Here is a 21,970-nt window from a genome sequence, read left to right on the forward strand (position 1 = left end):
GGTCCTCCGGATGGAATTTATAAACAGCATTTCCATAAAGGGAAGGCAGAAATTGTGATTCAGAAGGGTGATAGTGAGATGACAGAGGCATGGCTAGTGGAAGCAGGCAAGGGAATCGGCCGGTTTTTTCTCAATCCGATCGTTTACTGGGCGATTATCCTGGCAGTACTGGCAGGATACAAGCGAATAAAACGGGAAAGGAAGCAGTTTGGCAGCAAAGTGTTTGATCTGTTTGCTGAATGGAGAAAAACCTTGGGGATTTCCCTGATTGCAGGCCTTTTGGTGTCCCTGATCGGCATTGGGACAGGCCTGGTCCTCAGCTATGAAACCATCCTGCTCGCCAGTGGTATGATGGTTCTTTTGAGTCTGACTGCCAGGTTTACGATGCTGTCGCCAAGCTACACGATTGGATTCACCTATTTACTGCTGTTATTCTTGCCGTTATTGCTGGATAATCAGACAGCAGGCGTGGGACAAGCTTTGTTCAGCGAAATTAATTTTACGGGTCTGACGATATTGCTTGGGGTATTTTTAATTGTGGAAGCGATCTTGCTTTGGCGGGTGAAGAGGAACCAGACCTATCCACTGCTGAAGAAAGGCAGCCGCGGTGGCTGGCTGGGCGCGCAACAGATGAAAAAAATGGCGGTCATCCCGTTTTTTGCACTGCTTCCTGCCGGGATGATTGAACCTTTTGCGCCGTTTTGGCCGTATTTTTCTGTGGGCGGGGAGTCCTACAGCCTGATTCTGGTGCCGTTTCTGCTGGGGTTTGATTATACGGTGACGAGCTCAATCGTCACAGATAAGGCGAGGCGGCTTGCTAAACAGGTGCTTTCTCTCGGGCTGGCGGTGCTTTTGCTTGCAGTCGGAAGCACGTATCTGACCTGGCTCTCCCTTGCCGCTGTGATTGTTGCCGTGATCGGAAGGGAATTTATCAATTACCGTCACCGGATCCGCGAGCGTACAGAGCCGCCGTTTTACCGTCAGACGGCAGAAGGGCTGAAAATTACCGGAATTATCCCGGGAACGCCTGCAGACCGGCTTGACCTTTTAGTTGGAGAAACGATTGCGAAGGTTAATGGAATCAAAGTTAGTACGGAAAAGCAATTTTATCACGCGCTTCAGGAAAGCGGGGCGTATATTAAATTGGAAGTATTGGATGACGCGCGAGAGATGCGCTTCGTCCAGGGAGCGGTATACGAAGGGGATCATCACGAGCTGGGACTGCTGTTTACCGGAGCCCCGCACCGGCGGGAGGAGTCAGCGTAGAACAGATCGTATCCTTTCTTTATTCCTTGGAGTTGATAGCGCGACATGAGTGCTCGTTGATTTCCGCTGCGGGCAACCGCTTTCCGCGGGCACGGCTTCAGCCTCAGGCTAACAGGATGTTAGTCATGAAGGCGTTGCGACAAACGGTTTTCGGTGGAACGAGCATTTACGCGCAGTCCCAGGACGTCGCGACTTTAGCCTTCCATCCTTTTAACCACTTCCTGCTCAGGTCTAGACTCGTGCTTTCCCGCAGGAGTCGGTTGCCCTCCGCTCCAATCAACCATCTAAAGAGTGGACAGCTGTTGTTTGCTTTTAACAAAGCACACCGTTAGCGGAGGGTATTTCCGCAGCGGTGGGGTTATGTCATATTTTATGTCTCAAACACCTTTTCAAAACGACCAGAAAAACATGAGCCCCAGCTGCTGATGTTTTTTGGTCGTTCAAAAATATCCGCCTGTCATGCACAATAAGCGCTTCCCGTGTTTTCTCCTTAAAATAAGGGTATGATTGTAATAGAAAGCAAGGTAAAATAGTCGAATATTAGTTCGTGTTATGGTATAATAGAAAATAGAGTATGTCAAGAGAACGGAGGCTTGATTTCAGGTGAAAAATAAATTTGAATTGGTATCAGCCTATGAACCTTCTGGGGACCAGCCGGCCGCAATTAAAGAGATTATCGAAAAAGTGAAGGCCGGGCAGCGCCACCAGACATTGCTGGGCGCCACCGGGACCGGAAAAACATTTACCGTTTCCAACGTCGTGGAGGAAATTAACCGGCCAACACTGGTGATCGCCCATAACAAGACGCTGGCCGGGCAGCTGTACAGTGAGTTCAAGGAGTTTTTCCCCAACAACGCGGTGGAATACTTTGTCAGTTATTATGATTACTATCAACCGGAAGCCTATGTGCCTTCCACCGATACATTTATCGAAAAAGATGCAAGCATCAATGATGAGATTGATAAATTGCGCCACTCCGCTACCTCGTCCTTATTTGAACGGGATGATGTACTGATCGTGGCCAGTGTGTCCTGCATCTATGGTCTCGGTTCGCCGGAAGAATACAAGAGTCAGGTGCTCTCCTTAAGAATGGGCATGGAGAAAGACCGCGACCAGCTGCTCAGGGATCTGGTTGATATTCAGTATGCCCGCAATGATATTAATTTTCAGCGCGGAACGTTCCGTGTGCGCGGCGATTCGGTGGAAATCATCCCGGCATCTCGCGAGGAGCATTGTATCCGGGTGGAATTTTTCGGCGACGAAATTGACCGGATTCGTGAGGTTGATGCCCTGACCGGTGAGATCATCGGCGATCGCGAGCATATTGCGATTTTTCCGGCATCCCACTTTGTTACCCGTGAGGAAAAAATGAAGCTGGCCATCAAGAATATCGAAAAAGAGCTGGAGGATCGGCTAAGCGAGCTGCGTGAAGACGGGAAGCTGTTGGAGGCTCAGCGTCTTGAGCAGCGCACGAACTACGATCTGGAAATGATGAACGAGATGGGCTTTTGTTCGGGGATCGAGAATTATTCCCGGCATCTGACATTGAGAGAATCAGGCGCAACACCATACACCCTGCTTGATTTCTTTCCCGATGATTTTCTTGTTGTAGTGGATGAGTCCCATGTTACCCTGCCGCAAATCCGCGGTATGTTTAATGGTGACAGGGCACGTAAGCAGGTGCTGGTGGATCACGGATTCCGCCTGCCGTCCGCTTTGGATAACCGGCCATTAAGATTTGAGGAATTTGAGAAATCGACCAGTCAGCTTGTATATGTTTCGGCAACACCGGGGCCTTACGAATTGGAGCATACGCCGGAAATGACCGAACAGATTATTCGGCCGACCGGACTGCTTGATCCAAAAGTGGATGTGCGGCCGATTGATGGTCAGGTGGATGATTTAATTGGTGAGATCAATAAACGTGCCAAGCGGAATGAGCGAGTCTTAGTCACGACCTTGACGAAGAAGATGTCCGAGGATTTGACCGATTATCTGAAAGAGCTTGGCATCAAAGTGGCCTATCTCCATTCGGAAATCAAGACACTGGAGCGAATTGAAATCATCCGCGATCTGCGGGTTGGAAAATATGATGTGCTCGTCGGGATCAACCTCCTGCGTGAGGGACTCGACATCCCTGAGGTATCGCTTGTCGCTATCCTTGATGCGGATAAAGAAGGCTTCCTGCGTTCCGAGCGCTCCCTGATCCAGACAATGGGCCGGGCTGCGCGGAACGAAAACGGTGAAGTGGTGATGTACGGCGATAAGATTACCCACTCCATGGAGGTAGCGATAGATGAAACAAACCGCCGCCGCGAAAGACAAATGGCGTATAATGAAACACATGGCATTACACCAACAACGATTAAAAAAGAAGTGCGCGATGTGATTCGTGCAACTGTTGCAGCAGAAGAGTCAGAAGAATATCAGGAAAAATCGCAGAGCTTGTCGAAGCTGTCACAAACCGAGAAATCCAAAGTCATTGAGCAGATGGAAACAGAAATGCGCGAGGCCGCCAAATCGCTTGATTTTGAAAAAGCGGCCGAACTGCGTGATATTATCCTTGAATTGAAAGCGGGAGCGTAAATATTTACAGCGGAAAGGTGAATGATGCATGCCTAGCAAAGAAATTCAAATACAGGGTGCCAGAGCCCATAATTTAAAAGACGTCGATGTTTCGATTCCTAAAAACAAACTGGTGGTGCTCACCGGTTTGTCGGGGTCGGGGAAATCATCGCTCGCGTTCGATACGATCTATGCAGAAGGGCAGCGCCGTTACGTTGAATCGCTTTCCGCCTATGCCCGCCAGTTTCTTGGGCAAATGGATAAGCCGGATGTGGACGCGATCGACGGACTATCTCCGGCGATTTCGATTGACCAGAAAACAACCAGCAAAAATCCGCGCTCCACAGTCGGTACGGTAACGGAAATTTATGATTATCTTAGACTACTTTATGCGCGTGTTGGCCGGCCAACCTGCCCGAGACATGGAATTGAAATCAGTTCTCAGACCGTTCAGCAGATGGTCGACCGGCTCATGGAATACCCGGAGCGCACAAAAATGCAGATTTTGGCACCGGTCGTATCTGGACGGAAAGGTGAACATGTCAAGGTTTTGGAAAATCTGAAGAAGGAAGGATATGTTCGGATTCGCGTAGACAATGAAATGCGCGAAGTAGCAGAAGAGATTAAGCTGGAAAAAAATAAAAAACATTCTATCGAAGTTGTGGTGGACCGAATCGTCGTGAAAGAAGGCGTAATGGGACGGCTCAGCGATTCGATTGAGACGGCACTCCGATTAGGCGAAGGAAAAATCATTGTCGATGTGATCGGCGAGGAAGAGCTGCTGTTTAATGAGAATCATGCCTGCCCGATCTGCGGCTTTTCCATCGGGGAACTCGAGCCACGGCTATTTTCCTTTAACAGCCCATTCGGGGCATGCCCTACCTGTGACGGACTGGGCACCAAGCTGGAAGTGGATCTCGATCTGGTCGTTCCTGACTGGGAACTTTCGCTGAATGAGCATGCAATTTCGGCATGGAAGCCAATCAGTTCGCAGTATTATCCGCAGCTTTTGAAAAGTGTGTCCGATCATTATGGAATCGATATGGACATTCCAATAAAAGACATCCCGAAAGACAAGATGGACATAATTTTGTACGGAAGCGGCAAGGAAAAAATCCGTTTTCGCTATGAGAATGATTTCGGCACCCTCCGTGATAACGAGGTTTATTTTGAAGGGGTGCTGAACAACGTGGCACGCCGTTATCAGGAAACGTCTTCTGATTTTATCCGTGAAACTCTTGGGAAATACATGGGACAAAGTCCGTGTGCGACGTGTAAAGGACACCGCCTGAAAGAAGAAGCACTTGCTGTTCTGGTTAATGGTCTGCATATCAGCCAAGTGACCAATTTTTCCATTGTGGAGGCAGATGCTTTTTTCGCGAAGTTGGATTTAACGGAAAAAGAACAGCAAATTGCCCAGATGATTTTGAAGGAGATTCATAACCGGCTGGAATTTTTAAATAATGTCGGACTGGATTATCTAACATTATCCCGAGCGGCTGGGACGCTTTCCGGCGGGGAGGCGCAGCGGATCCGGCTGGCGACCCAAATTGGTTCTGCCCTGACCGGTGTGCTGTATGTGCTGGATGAGCCGTCGATCGGCCTGCATCAGCGGGACAACGACCGGCTGATCGCCACACTCAGGCGCATGCGCGATCTGGATAATACGCTGATCGTGGTAGAACATGATGAGGACACAATGCTCGCTGCCGACTGGCTGATCGACATCGGCCCAGGGGCAGGTGAGCATGGCGGAGAAATTGTCGCAAGCGGCACCCCGGACGAAGTGAAGAAAAACAAACGCTCTTTGACCGGCCAATATTTATCCGGAGAAAAATTTATCCCGCTTCCTCACAAACGGCGGAAAGCGGACAAGCGGAAAATAGAAATTACCGGGGCGGAAGAAAATAACCTGAAAAATGTCACGGCTAAATTTTCGCTCGGCCAGATGCATGTGGTTACGGGTGTTTCCGGATCGGGAAAAAGCACCCTGGTTAATGAAATTTTGTATAAATCGCTCTCCAAGGAACTGAATCGTGCCAAACATAAACCTGGCAAGCATAAACGAATCAAGGGGATTGACCAGCTTGATAAGGTAGTCGACATTGATCAGGCGCCAATCGGCCGGACACCGAGGTCAAACCCGGCAACATACACCGGCGTTTTCGATGATATGCGTGATGTATTTGCCCAGACGAATGAGGCCAAAGTGCGCGGCTACAAGAAAGGACGTTTCAGTTTTAATGTGAAGGGCGGGCGCTGTGAAGCCTGCCGCGGGGACGGCATCATTAAAATTGAAATGCATTTTCTGCCGGATGTGTATGTTCCGTGCGAAGTCTGTCATGGCCAGCGCTACAACCGTGAGACGCTCGAAGTGAAATATAAAGGGAAAAATATTGCAGAAGTGCTGGATTTACGGATCGAGGAAGCACTCGATTTCTTCTCGGCGATCCCGAAGATCAAGCGCAAACTGCAGACAATTTATGACGTCGGTCTTGGCTATGTTCGCCTTGGTCAGCCGGCGACAACACTTTCCGGCGGGGAAGCACAGCGCGTCAAGCTGGCAAGCGAGCTGCATAAGCGCTCCAACGGCAAGTCGTTTTATATTTTGGATGAACCGACAACCGGTTTGCATACGGAAGATATTAAACGGCTGCTGGATGTGCTGCATCGCCTGGTGGATAACGGCGATACCGTGTTGATCATCGAGCACAACCTCGATGTCATCAAAACCGCCGATCATATCACGGATCTTGGACCGGATGGCGGTGATCGCGGCGGGCAGATCATTGCTACAGGAACTCCTGAGCAGATCGCTAAGGAGCCTGCCTCCCATACAGGGCGTTATCTGAAGCCGATTTTGGAGCGTGACAAGAAACGCACGAAGGAAGCATTGGATCGAAAAGAAAAAGTTGGCGCGGGAAGTCGCGCTGAATGATAGGAAAGCAGCAAGCTGTGGGGATCCCGCCTCCGGTTTGCTGCTTTGATTTTTGTAGGGGAGGATTTGAGGGAGAGGAACTTCAAACTTCCGGCCGAGAGAGGAAACTTCCGGTCGAGAGCGGAAACTTCGGCGGGAGAGCGAGAACTTCCGCCCGAGAGGAGAAACTTCTGCCCGAGAGAGCACACCAACCCTGCTCCCCAAAAAACAATTCAATCCTTTGACGTTCAGCCGCCCTTTCGGTAAGCTAAAATGAGAGCATATTGGGAGGTTGACAATGAAACCAATTGTAAAAGCCGAGGTACAAAACCTATTGAATCAGTTTATAAATAAGGATGTTTACATTCATCTGGAAACGACGAACGGGGCGTACGCAAGTCATTTAAACGAGAATGCTTATAATGTCGGGGCTTATATTCGCAATGCCAAAGTTTCCTTTGATCAGGCGAAAATTGTCCAGGACGGAAATATCTTTCGGGTCGGTCTGAAAATGGAGATTGGCTGGATTTATGCGGAAGGTCTGACAGATTGGACGATGCATGAAGAAACAAAGCTGCTGATGGCAGGGCATGACCGGGAAGGCCGGCTGATGGTGTCCTTGCAGATTAGTGAAACGCCGTTTAGTTACTAGATGATGAGAAACGAGGTGGAACCGATGGAAAAACATGTGGTGGTAATTTACCCGCATCCGGATGATGAGTCATTTGGAGCGGCAGGAACGATGACGCAATTTCGCGAGCAGGGAGTTCCGGTTACCTATTTATGCGGCACTCTCGGGGAAATGGGACGGAATATGGGTACCCCGACCTTTGCCAATCGCGAAACATTGCCGGAAATCCGCAAACAGGAATTGATCGATGCCTGTAAGGCGCTTGATATTGAGCTGAGAATGCTTGGCTACCGGGACAAAACTTTGGAGTATGAGGACCGCGGGGAAGTGGCAGCACATCTGAAAGGGATTTTACAGGAGATCAAACCGAGCCTGGTTATTACCCATTATCCGGATCATGCTGTCCATCCCGACCATAATGCCCTGGGAGCCGCTGCAATCGAAGCTGTCCGGTTAATGGATCCAGCCGATCGTCCCACCGTTTGGGCACAAGCGCTGACCGAGGAGATTGATGGGAAAGTGCGCGAGCGGGATATCGTCAATGATGTCACAGCCCAGTTTGACACGAAATTGCAGGCAATTCTTGCGCATAAATCCCAAGCAAGCCCAATGCTGGGACTGATGAATACGGAAGATAAGGAAACGATAGAAGCAGTAAAGGACCGTTTCAATACGGAAAGTTTTTTTATTTGGAAATATGATGATTGATGGTAAGCCTCCTATACACCGGGAGGCTTATTTTGTTGTCAGGGTACGCCTTTTTACATCAATTTCACATCTTCCTTTCACCTTCCCATTTTTATGTTGTACATCATGCCCTGTTCCCAAGACAGCATGACATAAAAAAATTGGCTTTATGCATACCCAGCATCAGCACACAGGCAAATGCCTGTTCATATTCACTATGAAGAATTTACGAATGCATCTGCAGAGTCGGCCAGGAACTTCCAACAGCAATCGTAGTGGTTAGGATGATTGAATGCTCCCGCGAGTGGTTCGCCATCTTCAAAATGGCTGACAAAGTGGTTATTGAATAGCATTATGTTGTTTAACATAAAATACCCCCCGAATTATAAATATCCGGAGGGATAAAACTTCGAAACTTCTTTAACATCTTACCTTTTTTTACAAACGTATGACTTTATTTCAACTGTACAATAGATACAAGTGTGCGTTTAACTCTCTCCTCTTGCTCAACAACTTTATTGCCTCTCAACAGACTTGGATTCATTATTTCGTGGCTTGATCCAAAACTTCCAAGTTATCATACATTAAAGAAAGATAGTCTTGATGATTCGTAATATCTTCTTCGGTCAGAACAGCAAGCGTATGAATCGTTAATGTTTCCAGCCCGAGTTCTTCCTGAATAACTTGTGATACACGATTTGAATTATTTTGCTCAAATAAAATGTAATCAAGGTCATTTTCTTCTGCCTGATCGACTATGTCCGTCAATTCTTTTTGAGACGGTTCGTTTTCAGTGGATAAACCACTTACTGCAATTTGTTCGATGCCATAGCGCTCTTCCCAGTATCCATATGCAGCATGTGATACAAGGATCTTCTTATTTTCCTTTTCGCCCAATACTTCTGTGTATTGGTCATCCAATTCTATTAGATGAGATGTTAGGTTATCAAAGTTTTCGTTGTATTCAGCCTCTTCACTTGGGTTCAAGGCAATGAGTTCCTCCTTGATCATTTCAGCTGCTTCAATCATACGCATTGGATCCAACCAGATATGCGGATCATAATCACCATGGCTGTGCCCATGATGGGAGTGGCCTTCTTGTGTTTCGTCTTCATGACCATTATTTCCTTCTTCACCATCATGGTCATTAATTGTTATCGTTACCGGTTCTGTTTCTGCAATTACATGATGGTCCCCGTCGTATAACATAGCCTTGATTTTCTGACCAGATACATCAGCCGTATCTTCATATTGATTGGTTCCTTGGTTGGGAACTGTAACCCATTCCTCTTCTTCCGGTTCGAATGCATACCAGTGCCAGTGATTATGATCACTTGCTTCAGGAAGGACAGCAGTTAATTGAACGGCATCCCCTGTGTGATAATGATCGGATAATCCTTCTATTTGCGCTGTATCCGGTGAGGTATCAGCACCGTCTTTTTCATGGTCATGAGAATCGTGGTTATGAGCACCGTCTTCTTCATGGTCATGAGAATCGTGGTTATGATCTTCACCTTCTTCATGATCATGAGAATCATGGTTATGAGCCTCTCCCTCTTCGTGTTCGTGAACATGCTCATCCCCGAATTCTTTAAATAGTTCTTCGTTTTCGCCAATCTCAATTAAACGGACATCCTGTGTACTTAGAGCATCTGCAGCTGTTTCTGCAAAAGCTTCCATTCCAGCACCTAAATAAATAAAGGCATCACTTTCTGCGATGGCTGTCATATCTTTTGAAGCAGGTTCGTATGTATGGGCATCGGCTCCTGGAGGATATACACTTTCAGCGTTAACTGATTCGCCTCCAATTTGTTCCGTTACATACTGCAGTGGATAGATGGTTGTATATACCAGTAGATCCTCTTCATCAGTACTCGTGGAAGCTTGATTTTCTGCGGTACAGCCAACAGCAAACACCCCAATTAATACAAAACCAATAACCTGTTGAAATAATTTCATTTACCTTATTCCCTTCTATTTGAATTTCTTCACAGAAATCATCATATCGTAATGATTACGATTTGTAAATAGTAATCATTACGATTTATAAATAATTTTATCGACAGTTTATTCTACTCACTGAAAAATCCGCATCTTTCACTGGATATTCATCAACATGCTTTTCGGAAAAAATGCGAAACATAGCAGGAATTTTCAACCCCAGATAGAAATATAATAAAATACACAATTTTGAGAGGAGATTGAATATGGAATTTGGTGTGCTATCACTCCTGCCTCCCGTGATTGCGATTGTCCTGGCTCTCCTTACACGTAATGTAATTCCTGCTCTTTTTGCCGGTGTCTGGCTAGGGGCGACGATGATGCATGACTGGAATCCGTTTATGGGCCTGTATGCCAGCTTCAAAGATTTTATCATTCCCAATGTCGGTGATCCGTGGAGTGCCACTGTTTTGATTTATTGTGGTCTGTTTGGTGTATTGATTGCATTTCTGCAGAAAACGGGTGGCGCGCATGCGATTGCCAATGCAATTGCCCGTAAAGTAAGGTCGCCAAAAGGTGCACAGGGTTCGACGATGTTATTTGGTATCATTATTTTCTTTGAGGATTATTTTAACGCGTTGACGGTGGGAAGTGTCATGCGTTCGGTTACGGATAAAATGCGTGTGTCACGGGAAAAACTGGCTTATATCGTGGACTCAACTTCAGCGCCGATTTGTCTTTTAGGTCCTGTTTCCACATGGGTTGTGTTCGTGATGGGGCTAATTGGTGCACAGTTTGTGGAATTAGGTATATCAGGATCAGAGTACATGACGTATATCTTTACGATTCCATTTAATTTTTATTCGATTTTGGCCATCCTCCTTGTCGGTATTATCATTTTCCTGAAATGGGATTTCGGACCGATGGCTCAGGCGGAATACCGTGCCAGAACGACAGGAAAGCTGCTGCGTGATGGTGCAGAGCCGCCCTCGGATATGGAAACGACGGATGTAGAGATGGCGGAAGACTATACGCCAAAAATAAGAAATATGGCCGTGCCGCTTGTCGTGCTCATCGGACTTATTCCGCCACTGTTTCTCTGGACCGGGGGATATCCGGAACAGGATCTCGTTACGGCGTTTGGAGAAGCAGATGGTGCAACATCCATTTTAATCGCCGCTTTTGCTGCAGGTATTGTAGCCCTAGTGATGGGAATGCAGCAGAAACTATTCGATTTTAAAGAAGCGATGTCAATCATTGTGACCGGATTTCGCAGCATGACACTCGTCTACATTATTTTGGCTCTGGCATGGTCGATTGGCAGTGTGACGTCAGAGCTAGGAACAGCAGCATATCTTGTAGATTTTGCTGAACAGACAACATCACCGGCGATTATTCCGCTGCTCATATTCATCGTTGCAGGAATCGTAGCATTTACTACAGGCACATCGTATGGAACATTTGCGATCATGATACCAATTGCTATGCCACTGGCGGTTTCCATGGATATCTCCCTCTATCTGGCCATTGCAGCTGTATTCAGCGGTGGAATTTTCGGGGATCATTGTTCACCGATTTCGGATACGACGATTTTATCTTCAGCAGGGGCTTCAAGCGACCATATCGACCATGTAAATACACAAATACCGTATGCGATTACCGCTGGTGTCAGTGGGATAATATCTTTCCTGATAGCCGGAATGACAGGATCTTCTTTGATGGCACTCGCTGCGGGAATAATTGTCCTGTTTGTCTTGACATTCATTCTTAAGAAAACGTGGGGGAAACCTATTCCGGGAAAATATGAAACTGGATTTTAATGAAGCTGAATGGAGAAGGGGGTTGTCAGTATTCCTGGAGCCATTAAATGAATCCGTGTTTAACGCCCGCTAACTTCAACTGAAGGGTTAACGCAAAATAAGAGGGGCAAAATCCTCGGTTGTTCTGCCCCTCACATCTCATTTTCCGGAAACTTTTGAAGCCATATCCACATTATATGCTTCAACTGAGCTTACGGTTTTCGTTTGTTTTTTGGACCAATATGTTGCAAGAATCGGCCCTGTGATGTTATGCCAAATAGCTGCAACAGCACTTGGCAGGGCTGCTAATGGCTCAAAATGGACAGTAGCCAAGGAGACGCCCAGCCCTGAGTTTTGCATACCGACTTCGATAGAGATTGCCCTTTTTTTCATTTGATCTAAGCCTAATAAAAATGCAGTTAAATAGCCCAGAACGAGACCAAATGCATTATGAAGCATAACCGCTGTGAAAACCAGCAGTCCGGATGAAGCGATATTCTCTACATTAGCCGCCACGATAGCTGCCACAATAATAATGATGGCTGTAACAGAAATGAGCGGGATGGCTGTAATGCTTTTATCTACAATGGTCGGGAGGAACCGTTTGACCAAAAGACCTAAAACAATAGGAACAATGATAACCTGAACAATCGATATGAGCATCGATATCGGATCCACGGGCAGCCACTGACCTGCAAGCAAAAGTAAAATAAATGGTGTTGCAAGCGGTGCAAGCAGTGTGGACAGCGAAGTCATTGCAATCGAAAGTGCAACATCTCCCTTAGCAAGATATACCATCACATTTGATGCCGTTCCCCCAGGCACGGAGCCAAGAAGGACGAGTCCGGCCGCAATGGTTGGCGGCAGGTTTAATAGATAGGCGATTGCAAAGGCTATCAATGGCATAATGACATATTGGGCAGCAATTCCTAAAATAACCGGTAATGGTTTGGTCAGAACCAATTTAAAATCCACTGCTTTTAGCGTCAGTCCCATACCAAACATAACGACTCCAAGTAGAATGGTTATGTAGGAATTCAGCCAGAGAAATTGACCTGGCATTATAAATGCAATTAAACCAACAGCAATGACTAATACTGCAAAATATCTTCCGGCCAAGTCACTGATTACATTTAATACCTTCATTTTACAGACTCCTTATGTTTTGTTTTTACGATTTTATTTGGGTTGAGCAGTGCTTTTGGATCGAGTGCCGCCTTGATTTTTTCCATCACATGGAATGCTTCACCATGTTCTTCCAGCTGATATTTTTGTTTTCCAAATCCCACACCATGCTCGCCGGTGCATGTGCCTCCTCGAGCAAGGGCATACTTGACAATTTGCTCATTTAATTCTTTCGCTTTTTCTACCTCGTTCTGATCATCCATGTTGATCATGAGGAGAATATGATAATTCCCATCACCAACATGGCCAGTGATTCCTCCTGGAAGCCCTAAGTTATTCAAAGCTTCCCTGGCATGATGAATGGCCTGTGCCAGTTCAGAAATTGGCAAACAAACATCTGTAACCATCAATTTTCTTCCTGGATAATCATGGACGTAAGCATAGGCTAAATTGTGTCTGGCTTCCCATAACTGATTCCGGGCAGCGGTTTCTGTTTCAAAATCGATTTTCACACAGTTAAAGTCCTTCATGATCTCCTCCGTAAAAGCAAGATCCTCTTTAAGACCTGCTTCATTTCCATGAAATTCCAGAAAGATTGTCGGTACTTCTTTGTAGTTCGTATCACTGAAGCGGTTTACCTGTTTCATTGACACTTCATCGATAATCTCCATTCTCGCAATCGGAACACCCGCCTGCAAGACTGCAACTACTGCCTCAATAGCGTCATCGATGGTTGTAAAAGATGCCCTGGCTGCTGAAATTTTCTCCGGGATCCCGTAAATCTTCAGTGTCAGTTCCGTGATGCAGCCAAGTGTACCCTCAGAACCTATGAAAATACCATTCAAATGATAGCCTGATGATGACTTTGCGGCTAAACTGCCGGTATGTATGATTGTGCCATCTGCGGTCACGACTTCCATATCGACGACATTGTCACGCATAATGCCATACTTAAGAGATAATGTTCCACTGGCATTGGTTGCTGCCATCCCGCCAATGGTCGCATCTGCACCTGGATCCACCGGGAAAAACATCCCATATTTTTTCAATTCTTGATTTAGCTGGGAGCGGGTAATGCCAGGCTGAACTTTTATAAGAAAATCTTTTTCTCTTACTTCCAGTACTTTATTCATTAAGGAAAAATCTATGGTAATTGTTTGATCTATAGGGATTACGTGCCCCTCCAAGCTTGACCCTAAACCAAATGGTATAACGGAAATTTGATAGTTATCTGCGATTTTTATAATTTCACTAACTTCCTCCGTATTCTCAGGAAATACCACAATATCCGGCAGTTTCGGTGTGTGATAGGATTCATCCTTGCTGTGCTGTGCCAAAATAGTGGCATTATCACTAACCTGGCTTTCATGTAACAAATCTTTCAAATCAGCAATAGCATTTTTTACAGCTTCTTTCATGTGGATCTCTCTCCTCAATAAATAATTTTTCCAACTACTCGCTTTTTCATTTTTTCACATTCATAAAGATTTAGTATATTTGTGATATATGGATGTTCAACTACCCAATGTTTTTATACAGTTTATTACCTTTTTTCTAACTTGGCAATACTTTTTCGGTTTAATTTTCTCCGATTTTCCATTTTTATCGATATCATAAAAAGTAGAGATTTCGCTCATGATCATACCGAATTCCCCTTTCTTGCTTACGACCGTTCGTAAATTAAGGGTGTTAACGGATTGCACGGAAATCGCAATAGGTATTCCTAGAAAAGTGTCTATTCTACCGGATTGTTTGAAAAGCCAGTCAAAATAATTCCCCTGCCCAGGTGAAACTTTCTCTCAACTCCTCCGTATAAATAAGTACCATGTTTATAAAATCCCACGCTACGGGAAAATATAAGCAAAGCTGGAGGAGGAATTCATATGAAACGATTATATCGATCCAATACGAATAAAATGATCGCCGGCGTGCTGGGTGGTATTGCGGAGTATTTTAACATTGACGCAACCATTGTGCGCCTGGCGTTTGTCGTGCTGTTGTTTTTGAGTCTGTTCACGTTTGCGCTGATTTATCTGGTGGCAGCCTTTATCATTCCAAATGAAAGGGATATACAGTAGATGCTGCTTCGCTGGATTATTTCCATTGTTTTAAATGCAGTGGCGCTGATCGTTGTGGCTGTCCTGTTTGATACTTTCCATTTGGATGGCTTTGGCACGGCGCTGTTGGCCAGTTTGATTCTGGCTATCTTGAATATGATTATCAAACCGATTCTCGTTGTGCTGACCTTGCCGATTACGGTGCTGACATTGGGGCTGTTCCTGTTTGTGATAAATGCGATCACCCTGATGATCACGCAAAGCTTGATGGGGCCATCTTTTGCCATCGACGGTTTCGGCATTGCAATTCTGGCAGCAGTGATCATCTCGATTATCAATCTGCTGCTTAACAACTTAGTTCGGGATATACGGTAAGAAACGCAGGTATTAATGCCTGCGTTTTTGTATGCCGAAAAATCCCTCCATTTATTCAGTCACCCGGGTCGTGATTTCCCCTGAAAATGTGCTACAATATAAAGCAGTTATGTTTTCGATAAAGGGGCGAGCATCATGTCGATTGTACGGACAAAGGATTTGCTGGAAAACTTCAACCTTACCCTGGTTGCCGGGAAAGACGGGGTACATAGAGAGATTATTACAAGCGACTTGTATCGGCCTGGGATTGAAATGACCGGATACTTTCGTTATTACCCGAAAGAGCGTCTGCAGCTGATCGGGAAAACGGAAATGGCTTACTTTTTGGAGCTGACCGAAGAAGAAAAGCGTGACCGGGTGGAAAAATTGTGTACGGATATCACACCTGGAATTGTGATCTCCCGGGGGATGGAGATACCCCAGGTGCTGGTCGATGCGGCGAATAAGGCGGGTGTGCCGATTTTGCATTCCCCGAGGAAAACCACAAGGGTCATCAGCCGTCTGACCAACTATCTGGAGACAAAGTTTGCCCCATTCACCGCGATTCACGGAGTGCTTGTCGACATTAATGGAGTCGGCGTACTGATCACCGGACAAAGTGGTGTCGGGAAAAGCGAGACGGCACTGGAGCTCGTCAAACGGGGCCATCGTCTGGTGGCGGATGACAGTGTGGAAATTCGCCAGGAGGATTACGATACACTCATTGGCAACTCGCCTGCACTGATTGAACATCTGCTGGAAATCCGCGGGCTGGGGATTATTAATGTGATGACACTGTTCGGCGCCGGTTCTGTAAGGAGCTATAAAAAAATCTCCCTGATCGTTAATCTGGAAAACTGGGATGCAAAGAAACAGTACGACCGGCTCGGGCTGGATGAGGACAAGATGAAAATCATGGATGTACATTTGCCGAAAGTGACCGTTCCTGTACGTCCGGGGAGAAACCTGGCTGTGATCATTGAAGTCGCCGCCATGAATTTTCGCCTGAAACGGATGGGGCTGAACACCGCACAGGAATTTTCCCAGCGGCTTACCAATATGATCGAGCATGAGAAAAAGGATAGCGGACAGGAGTGATTGGAATGACAAATACAGCACCGCCATTGGACCCTGTCTTTTTGCAGCTCGGTCCGCTGACGATTCACTGGTATGGAGTTATTATTGTAACAGGATTGTTTCTCGGCATCTATTTGGCCACAAAAGAAACGAAACGGCTTGGTCTGGATAAGGATTTAATTGTTGATTTTATGCTGCCTGCTGCCTTTATTGCGATACTCTTTGCAAGACTCTATTATGTGATATTTGAGTGGGAGAATTATGCAGGCGGCCAGTGGTGGGATATCTTTGCGATCTGGGAAGGCGGCATCGCAATTCATGGAGCGATCATTGGCGGGGTGCTCACGGCGATTGTCTTTGCCAGGGTGCGGAACATTCCGTTTTGGCAGCTTGCGGATATTTTGGCTCCGAGTCTGATTCTCGGCCAGGCGATCGGCCGCTGGGGCAATTTCATGAACCAGGAAGCACACGGGGGACCGATGTCCGAGTCTGCCTATGAAAATTTCCATCAGTACCTGCCTGATTTTATTATGAATCAGATGGTAATTGATGGTGTGATGTATTATCCGACGTTTTTATATGAATCATTTTGGAATGTCCTTGTCTTTGTTTTCCTGATTGTACTAAGGAAATACAACCCGTTAAGAGGGGAAATATTCTTAAGCTATCTGGTTCTGTATTCTATCGGCCGTTTCTTTATTGAAGGAATGCGGACAGACAGTTTGTATATCGACTTGCTAATGTTTGGGGAAGTTCGCCAGGCGCAACTGATTTCTGTTGTGATTATTGTGCTTGCACTGGTGCTGCTTATTTATCGTCGCTGGTTTGCCCAGACGAAGCGGTATGAGGATATCAGACTTGAGATCGAGCAGGAAAAGAAGCAAAAGAAAAAGAAGAAGAAAAAGAAATAATAACACCATGAGAAAGAAGGGCTGCGGGATGAAAGGAATTTTATTTCGTGGATTGCAGCAGGGACTGTCTACAACTTGGACATTGGGGAAAGTTATTTTCCCGATCACATTAATTGTTACGATATTACAATTTACACCCGTACTCCCATGGGTGATTGATAAATTATCGCCGGTAATGGGGCTGCTCGGTCTGCCGGGTGAGGCGGCGATGCCCCTTGTGCTGGGAAATGCGCTGAATTTATATGCGGGGATTGCCGCGATTGTTTCGTTTGAGTTCACGGTGAAAGAAGTATTTATTATGGCCGTGATGCTGTCTTTTTCCCATAATTTATTCATCGAGTCGGCTGTGGCATCCAAAGTGGGTGTGAGCTGGTGGCTAATTTCCGGCATCCGGATTGGCCTTGCTTTAATCGCTGCTGTTGTAATCAACCTGGTTTGGAATGGCGGTGCGGAGATGGCGCAGTATGGATTCATCCCGGCCCAGGCCGCAGAGCCGGAAAGCTGGGGAGGGATTACCATGCTTGGCTTTGAAACGGCAGTAACGACCATTTTGCAGCTGGCGGCGATCGTGATTCCATTGATGGTGATGATGCAGATCATGAGAGAGAAAGGCTGGCTCAATTGGTTATCCGATAAATTTGCGCCATTCACCAAAGTCCTCGGAATGGAAAGAAATACCTCAATGACCATGGTTGCGGGGCTGACAATCGGTCTCGCCTATGGAGCGGGCCTGATGATTCAAGCGGTGAAAGAAGACAATGTATCCCGGAAGGACATGTCCCTGGCGCTGATTTTTCTTGTTTCCTGCCATGCGGTCGTGGAAGATACGCTGGTGTTTATCCCGCTCGGCATTCCGGTGCTGCCGCTCCTCGCCATCCGGCTGATAACGGCCATTTTGCTGACGGTGGCAGTCGCGTTTTTCTGGAACCGCGCGGACGCCAAGAAGAGAAAGGAAACCGCATATGAAGAACATTCGTACCATACTCTTTGATCTGGACGGAACACTGATTGATACCAATGAATTGATCATCGCTTCGTTTGATCATACGTTTAAGCAGTTCAACCATACGTTTACGAGGGAAGAAATCATTGCATTCAACGGTCCTCCGCTTGTAGAGACCTTTGAAAAAATTTCACCAGGGGACGCGGCTGAGATGGTCAAAACATACCGAGAGCATAACCTCGCTCATCATGACAGCTATGTGACGGCGTATCCTTATGTATTGGAAACTTTGGAAAAACTGCGGACGGCCGGGGTGAACCTCGGGATTGTAACAACCAAAATGCGGCCCGGTGTGGAGATGGGGCTTGCCTTAACCGGATTGGATAAGATTATCGACACGGTGATTACCCTTGGCGATGTCACCCATGCCAAACCGCATCCGGAACCGGTTCAAAAAGGAATGGAAGCACTCGGGGGCGATGCGGAGACCACGTTGATGGTCGGAGATAATTCCCATGATATTGAAGCAGGAAAAAACGCAGGAATCCAAACAGCAGGCGTGGCCTGGGCGCATAAGGGCAGAGAGCATCTTGCCGCTTATGAGCCGGACTATATCTTAGAGGATATGCGGGATTTGCTGCAGATGACAGGAGAGTAGCCGATGCGGAAAACAACGCGTCATCCCGTCGAGAATGCCAATTCACTCTGGCAGATTTACCAGACTGTATCGTTCTGGAAAGTCGTCAAAAATTTCATCGTCATTCAGATTGCCAGGTATACTCCGTTTTTGCAGGTGAAAAACGGGCTATATCGTCATTTGCTGCAGATGAAAGTTGACCGGCAGACGGCATTTGCCCTTATGGTGATGCCGGATGTGATGTTTCCGGAAAAAATCACCGTCGGCAAAAACAGTGTAATTGGCTACAACACCACCATCCTGGCACATGAGTATTTGATCAACGAGTACCGGATCGGTGAGGTGGTCATTGGCGATGAGGTGCTGATCGGTGCCAACACCACCATACTGCCCGGTGTGACGATCGGGGATGGAGCGGTTGTTTCCGCGGGCACACTCGTTCACAAGGATGTCTCGCCGGGTTCGTTTGTCGGCGGAAATCCAATGCAGCTGATTTATACGAAAGAAGAAATGGAGAAGCGAAAGGCAGATTCTCCTCAAGAGTAGGTGAAGGGATGCAAATACAACAAGACGTGCTTCCGGCTGTCCGCAGCATGAAAGACTTTGATAAAGCACTGGAAGCGGATCAGGAAATGATTGTTCTTTTGGAAACAAGACTTACACAGCTGAAAAGCATGGTCGCGTATTTGAAGCGGGCTGGTAAAAAGGCACTCATCCACGTTGATTTGATCCAGGGGCTGAAAGCGGATGAGTACGGCTTGGAATATTTGCTTCGTGAGGTAAAGCCGGACGGAATTTTATCCACCCGCGGCAATGTGATCAAACTGGCCAAGAAACAGAAGCTGCTGGCGATTCAGCGCATGTTTCTTTTAGACAGCGCAGCGCTGGAGCAAAATGTCAAATTGATTGAGCGCATCCAGCCTGACTGTGTCGAGGTGCTGCCAGGCCTGATGCCGCGTGTCATCCGGCAGATTCATGATGAAACCGGGCTGCCGATTATTGCCGGCGGGCTGATCCGCACAGAGGAAGAGGCGCATGCGGCACTGAACGCCGGGGCTGTTGCCGTTTCGACCTCCAAACGGGAACTATGGAAAATGCAATACTCCTGACTGTACGCGTGCAAGTGTATATGATATAATGAATTTAAGTTAATATTTTGGACGGAGAAATGGAGAAACCGCAATCACACTAATGTCTGCTGACATTGGTGGGGATTGCGGTTTTTTGTGCCGAGTGGCCCATTACTCCTTCCAAAAACGGGTAAAGATAAGAAGAAGATTAGAATAGGAGTGTTTCATATGGCAATGTTTTCAAGTCACAAAAGAAAAGAGCGTTTTAAACAGGCAGAGGCAAAAGAGCTTGATGTTCTGGTTATCGGCGGAGGCATCACGGGTGCGGGGATCGCGCTGGATGCAGCATCCCGCGGAATGAGTACCGCGCTGTTTGAGATGCAGGATTTTGCAGCAGGGACATCAAGCCGCTCCACGAAGCTGGTGCACGGCGGTCTGCGCTATCTGAAACAGTTCGAAGTGAAAATGGTGGCAGAAGTAGGCAAGGAGCGGTCAATTGTCTATGAGAACGGTCCACATGTGACGACACCGGAATGGATGATGCTGCCGTTCCATAAGGGAGGCACGTTTGGCCCGTTGACGACGAGCCTCGGCCTGCGCGTCTATGATTTGCTGGCAGGGGTGAAACGGGCGGAATGGCGCACGATGCTGAAACCGGATGAGGCGCTGGAGAAGGAGCCACTCATTAAAGAGAAAGACCTTCGCGGTGCGGGACTTTATGTGGAATATAAAACCGATGATGCCCGCCTCACGATGGAAGTGCTTAAAAAAGCCGTACAAAAAGGCGCCAATGCCATGAATTATGCGAAAATCGTTGACCTGGTGTATCAAGGGCCGGGACAGCTCTCTGGTGTGGTTGTCCGCGATGAAATCACCGGCGAAACCTACACGGTTCATGCGAAAAAGATCGTTAATGCCGCCGGGCCGTGGGTCGATGAATTGCGCGAGATGGACGGTTCCAAACAAGGAAAAGAGCTGGTCCATTCGAAAGGGGTGCACCTTGTCATCCCGAAAGAAATCTTTCCGCTCCAGCAGGCGATTTATTTTGATGCTCCGGACGGACGGATGATTTTTGCCATCCCAAGAGGCAACAAAGCCTATGTCGGGACAACGGACACCGTCTATGAAGACAACTTGCAGCATCCAACCATGACCGAAGCGGACAGAGATTATCTGCTCGAGGCGATTCGATATATGTTCCCGTCACTGAACATCGAAGCACAGCATGTAGAATCAAGCTGGGCCGGGCTGCGTCCGCTGATCGCCGAAAAAGGCAAGGACAACCCGGGCGAGATTTCACGTAAGGATGAAATTTTTATATCCGATTCCGGGCTGATTTCCATCGCCGGCGGCAAGCTGACAGGCTACCGGAAAATGGCCGAAGATGCAGTGGATAAAGTGGCAGATTTGCTAAAAGAGGAAGACGGGATTCTGTATTCAGCATCAGAGACAAAGCATATGCCGATTTCCGGCGGGGAAGTTGGCGGTTCCAAAGGGTTTGAAAGCTTCCGTGAACGAAAAATAGAAGAGGCGGTCGCTATCGGTGTTGAGGAAGCTGTTTCCCTGTCGCTGGTACAGACATACGGAGCAAATGTTGACCGAATTTTTGACTTGTATCAGAACAAGCAGGACCAGGCGATAGAAGCAGACATCGATCCGATTGTCTTTGCCCAGCTGCTTTATGCGCTGGAGGATGAGTTGGCCTATAAACCAGTCGATTTCTTCGTCCGCCGCACAGGAGCTTTGTTCTTTGACATTAACTGGGTACGGGCACATAAAGATGCGGTGATCCGTTATATGGCGGGCACGCTCGGATGGACAGCTGAGCAGGAGGAAGATTATACGGAGGAACTTGATCAGCTGCTGTATGAAGCGGTGCATCCGGTGGGGTAAACTTCCGGCCGAGAGCGAAAACTCCCGGCCGAGAGCGAGAACTTCCGGCCGAGAGCGAAAACTCCCGGCCGAGAGGGTGAACTTCCGGTCGAGAGGG

At 47.2% G+C, this 21,970-nt stretch carries 18 protein-coding genes; 15 read left to right on the plus strand and 3 right to left on the minus strand.

Going from position 1 to position 21,970, the window contains the following annotated elements; genetic code table 11:
• Window positions 1-78: 78 nt before the first annotated feature.
• The 5 genes from CEG13_RS03745 (at window position 79) to bshB2 (ending at window position 8,087) form a co-directional block, all read left to right on the plus strand.
• On the plus strand, window positions 79-1,266 hold the full coding sequence (locus CEG13_RS03745; RefSeq protein ID WP_100010569.1) for a PDZ domain-containing protein: 1,188 nt from the start codon (window positions 79-81) through the stop codon (window positions 1,264-1,266).
• 603 nt (window positions 1,267-1,869) lie between these two features.
• Complete coding sequence (gene uvrB, locus CEG13_RS03750) at window positions 1,870-3,852, plus strand: excinuclease ABC subunit UvrB (protein ID WP_100010438.1); 1,983 nt, start codon at window positions 1,870-1,872, stop codon at window positions 3,850-3,852.
• 28 nt (window positions 3,853-3,880) lie between these two features.
• The gene (gene uvrA, locus CEG13_RS03755; protein ID WP_100010440.1) at window positions 3,881-6,769 is read left to right on the plus strand and encodes an excinuclease ABC subunit UvrA; all 2,889 of its coding nucleotides are present in this window, start codon (window positions 3,881-3,883) and stop codon (window positions 6,767-6,769) included.
• Window positions 6,770-7,046: 277 nt separating this feature from the next.
• A complete protein-coding gene (locus CEG13_RS03765; protein ID WP_100010444.1) occupies window positions 7,047-7,400 on the plus strand; it encodes a YojF family protein in 354 nt (117 codons plus the stop codon).
• A 24-nt stretch (window positions 7,401-7,424) separates the two neighbouring features.
• Entirely contained in the window at window positions 7,425-8,087 is a 663-nt protein-coding gene (bshB2, locus tag CEG13_RS03770) for a bacillithiol biosynthesis deacetylase BshB2 (RefSeq protein ID WP_100010446.1), read from the plus strand.
• A gap of 522 nt (window positions 8,088-8,609) precedes the next feature.
• Here the strand turns inward: bshB2 and CEG13_RS03775 are convergent.
• On the minus strand, window positions 8,610-10,025 hold the full coding sequence (locus tag CEG13_RS03775; protein ID WP_100010448.1) for a metal ABC transporter solute-binding protein, Zn/Mn family: 1,416 nt from the start codon (window positions 10,023-10,025) through the stop codon (window positions 8,610-8,612).
• A gap of 248 nt (window positions 10,026-10,273) precedes the next feature.
• On the opposite strand from CEG13_RS03775, the gene CEG13_RS03780 reads away from it, so the two are divergent.
• Window positions 10,274-11,827, plus strand: coding sequence for a Na+/H+ antiporter NhaC family protein (locus CEG13_RS03780; RefSeq protein WP_100010449.1), 1,554 nt, complete (start codon window positions 10,274-10,276; stop codon window positions 11,825-11,827).
• A gap of 138 nt (window positions 11,828-11,965) precedes the next feature.
• Here the strand turns inward: CEG13_RS03780 and CEG13_RS03785 are convergent, their stop codons facing one another.
• Window positions 11,966-12,952: a bile acid:sodium symporter family protein gene (locus tag CEG13_RS03785; protein WP_100010450.1), complete on the minus strand. Its 987-nt coding sequence runs from the start codon at window positions 12,950-12,952 to the stop codon at window positions 11,966-11,968.
• Window positions 12,949-14,349, minus strand: coding sequence for an FAD-binding oxidoreductase (locus CEG13_RS03790; RefSeq protein ID WP_100010452.1), 1,401 nt, complete (start codon window positions 14,347-14,349; stop codon window positions 12,949-12,951). Before CEG13_RS03790 ends, CEG13_RS03785 begins: the two co-directional genes overlap by 4 nt.
• Before the next feature lie 465 nt (window positions 14,350-14,814).
• On the opposite strand from CEG13_RS03790, the gene CEG13_RS03795 reads away from it, so the two are divergent.
• From CEG13_RS03795 to CEG13_RS03835, 9 genes are all read left to right on the plus strand, one after another.
• Window positions 14,815-15,009, plus strand: coding sequence for a PspC domain-containing protein (locus tag CEG13_RS03795; RefSeq protein ID WP_100010454.1), 195 nt, complete (start codon window positions 14,815-14,817; stop codon window positions 15,007-15,009).
• Window positions 15,010-15,363 (plus strand): phage holin family protein, encoded by a 354-nt coding sequence (locus tag CEG13_RS03800; protein ID WP_100010456.1) that lies wholly within the window; start codon window positions 15,010-15,012, stop codon window positions 15,361-15,363.
• A gap of 135 nt (window positions 15,364-15,498) precedes the next feature.
• Complete coding sequence (gene hprK / locus CEG13_RS03805) at window positions 15,499-16,440, plus strand: HPr(Ser) kinase/phosphatase (protein ID WP_192869510.1); 942 nt, start codon at window positions 15,499-15,501, stop codon at window positions 16,438-16,440.
• 5 nt (window positions 16,441-16,445) lie between these two features.
• Window positions 16,446-17,330 carry a prolipoprotein diacylglyceryl transferase gene (gene lgt, locus CEG13_RS03810; RefSeq protein WP_100010460.1) on the plus strand — a complete coding sequence of 295 codons (885 nt, stop codon included), beginning with the start codon at window positions 16,446-16,448 and terminating at the stop codon, window positions 17,328-17,330.
• Window positions 17,331-17,358: 28 nt separating this feature from the next.
• Window positions 17,359-18,321, plus strand: coding sequence for a nucleoside recognition domain-containing protein (locus CEG13_RS03815; protein WP_100010461.1), 963 nt, complete (start codon window positions 17,359-17,361; stop codon window positions 18,319-18,321).
• Window positions 18,293-18,931: a pyrophosphatase PpaX gene (ppaX, locus tag CEG13_RS03820; protein WP_100010463.1), complete on the plus strand. Its 639-nt coding sequence runs from the start codon at window positions 18,293-18,295 to the stop codon at window positions 18,929-18,931. Before CEG13_RS03815 ends, ppaX begins: the two co-directional genes overlap by 29 nt.
• A gap of 3 nt (window positions 18,932-18,934) precedes the next feature.
• Window positions 18,935-19,456 (plus strand): acyltransferase, encoded by a 522-nt coding sequence (locus CEG13_RS03825; RefSeq protein WP_100010464.1) that lies wholly within the window; start codon window positions 18,935-18,937, stop codon window positions 19,454-19,456.
• An 8-nt stretch (window positions 19,457-19,464) separates the two neighbouring features.
• The gene (locus CEG13_RS03830) at window positions 19,465-20,019 is read left to right on the plus strand and encodes a glycerol-3-phosphate responsive antiterminator (RefSeq protein ID WP_100010466.1); all 555 of its coding nucleotides are present in this window, start codon (window positions 19,465-19,467) and stop codon (window positions 20,017-20,019) included.
• Window positions 20,020-20,208: 189 nt separating this feature from the next.
• Window positions 20,209-21,873 (plus strand): glycerol-3-phosphate dehydrogenase/oxidase, encoded by a 1,665-nt coding sequence (locus tag CEG13_RS03835; RefSeq protein ID WP_100010468.1) that lies wholly within the window; start codon window positions 20,209-20,211, stop codon window positions 21,871-21,873.
• Window positions 21,874-21,970: the final 97 nt, after the last annotated feature.

It is taken from the genome of Lentibacillus sediminis (genome assembly GCF_002763455.1).
Taxonomy (GTDB): Bacteria; Bacillota; Bacilli; order Bacillales; family Amphibacillaceae; genus Lentibacillus_D; species Lentibacillus_D sediminis_A.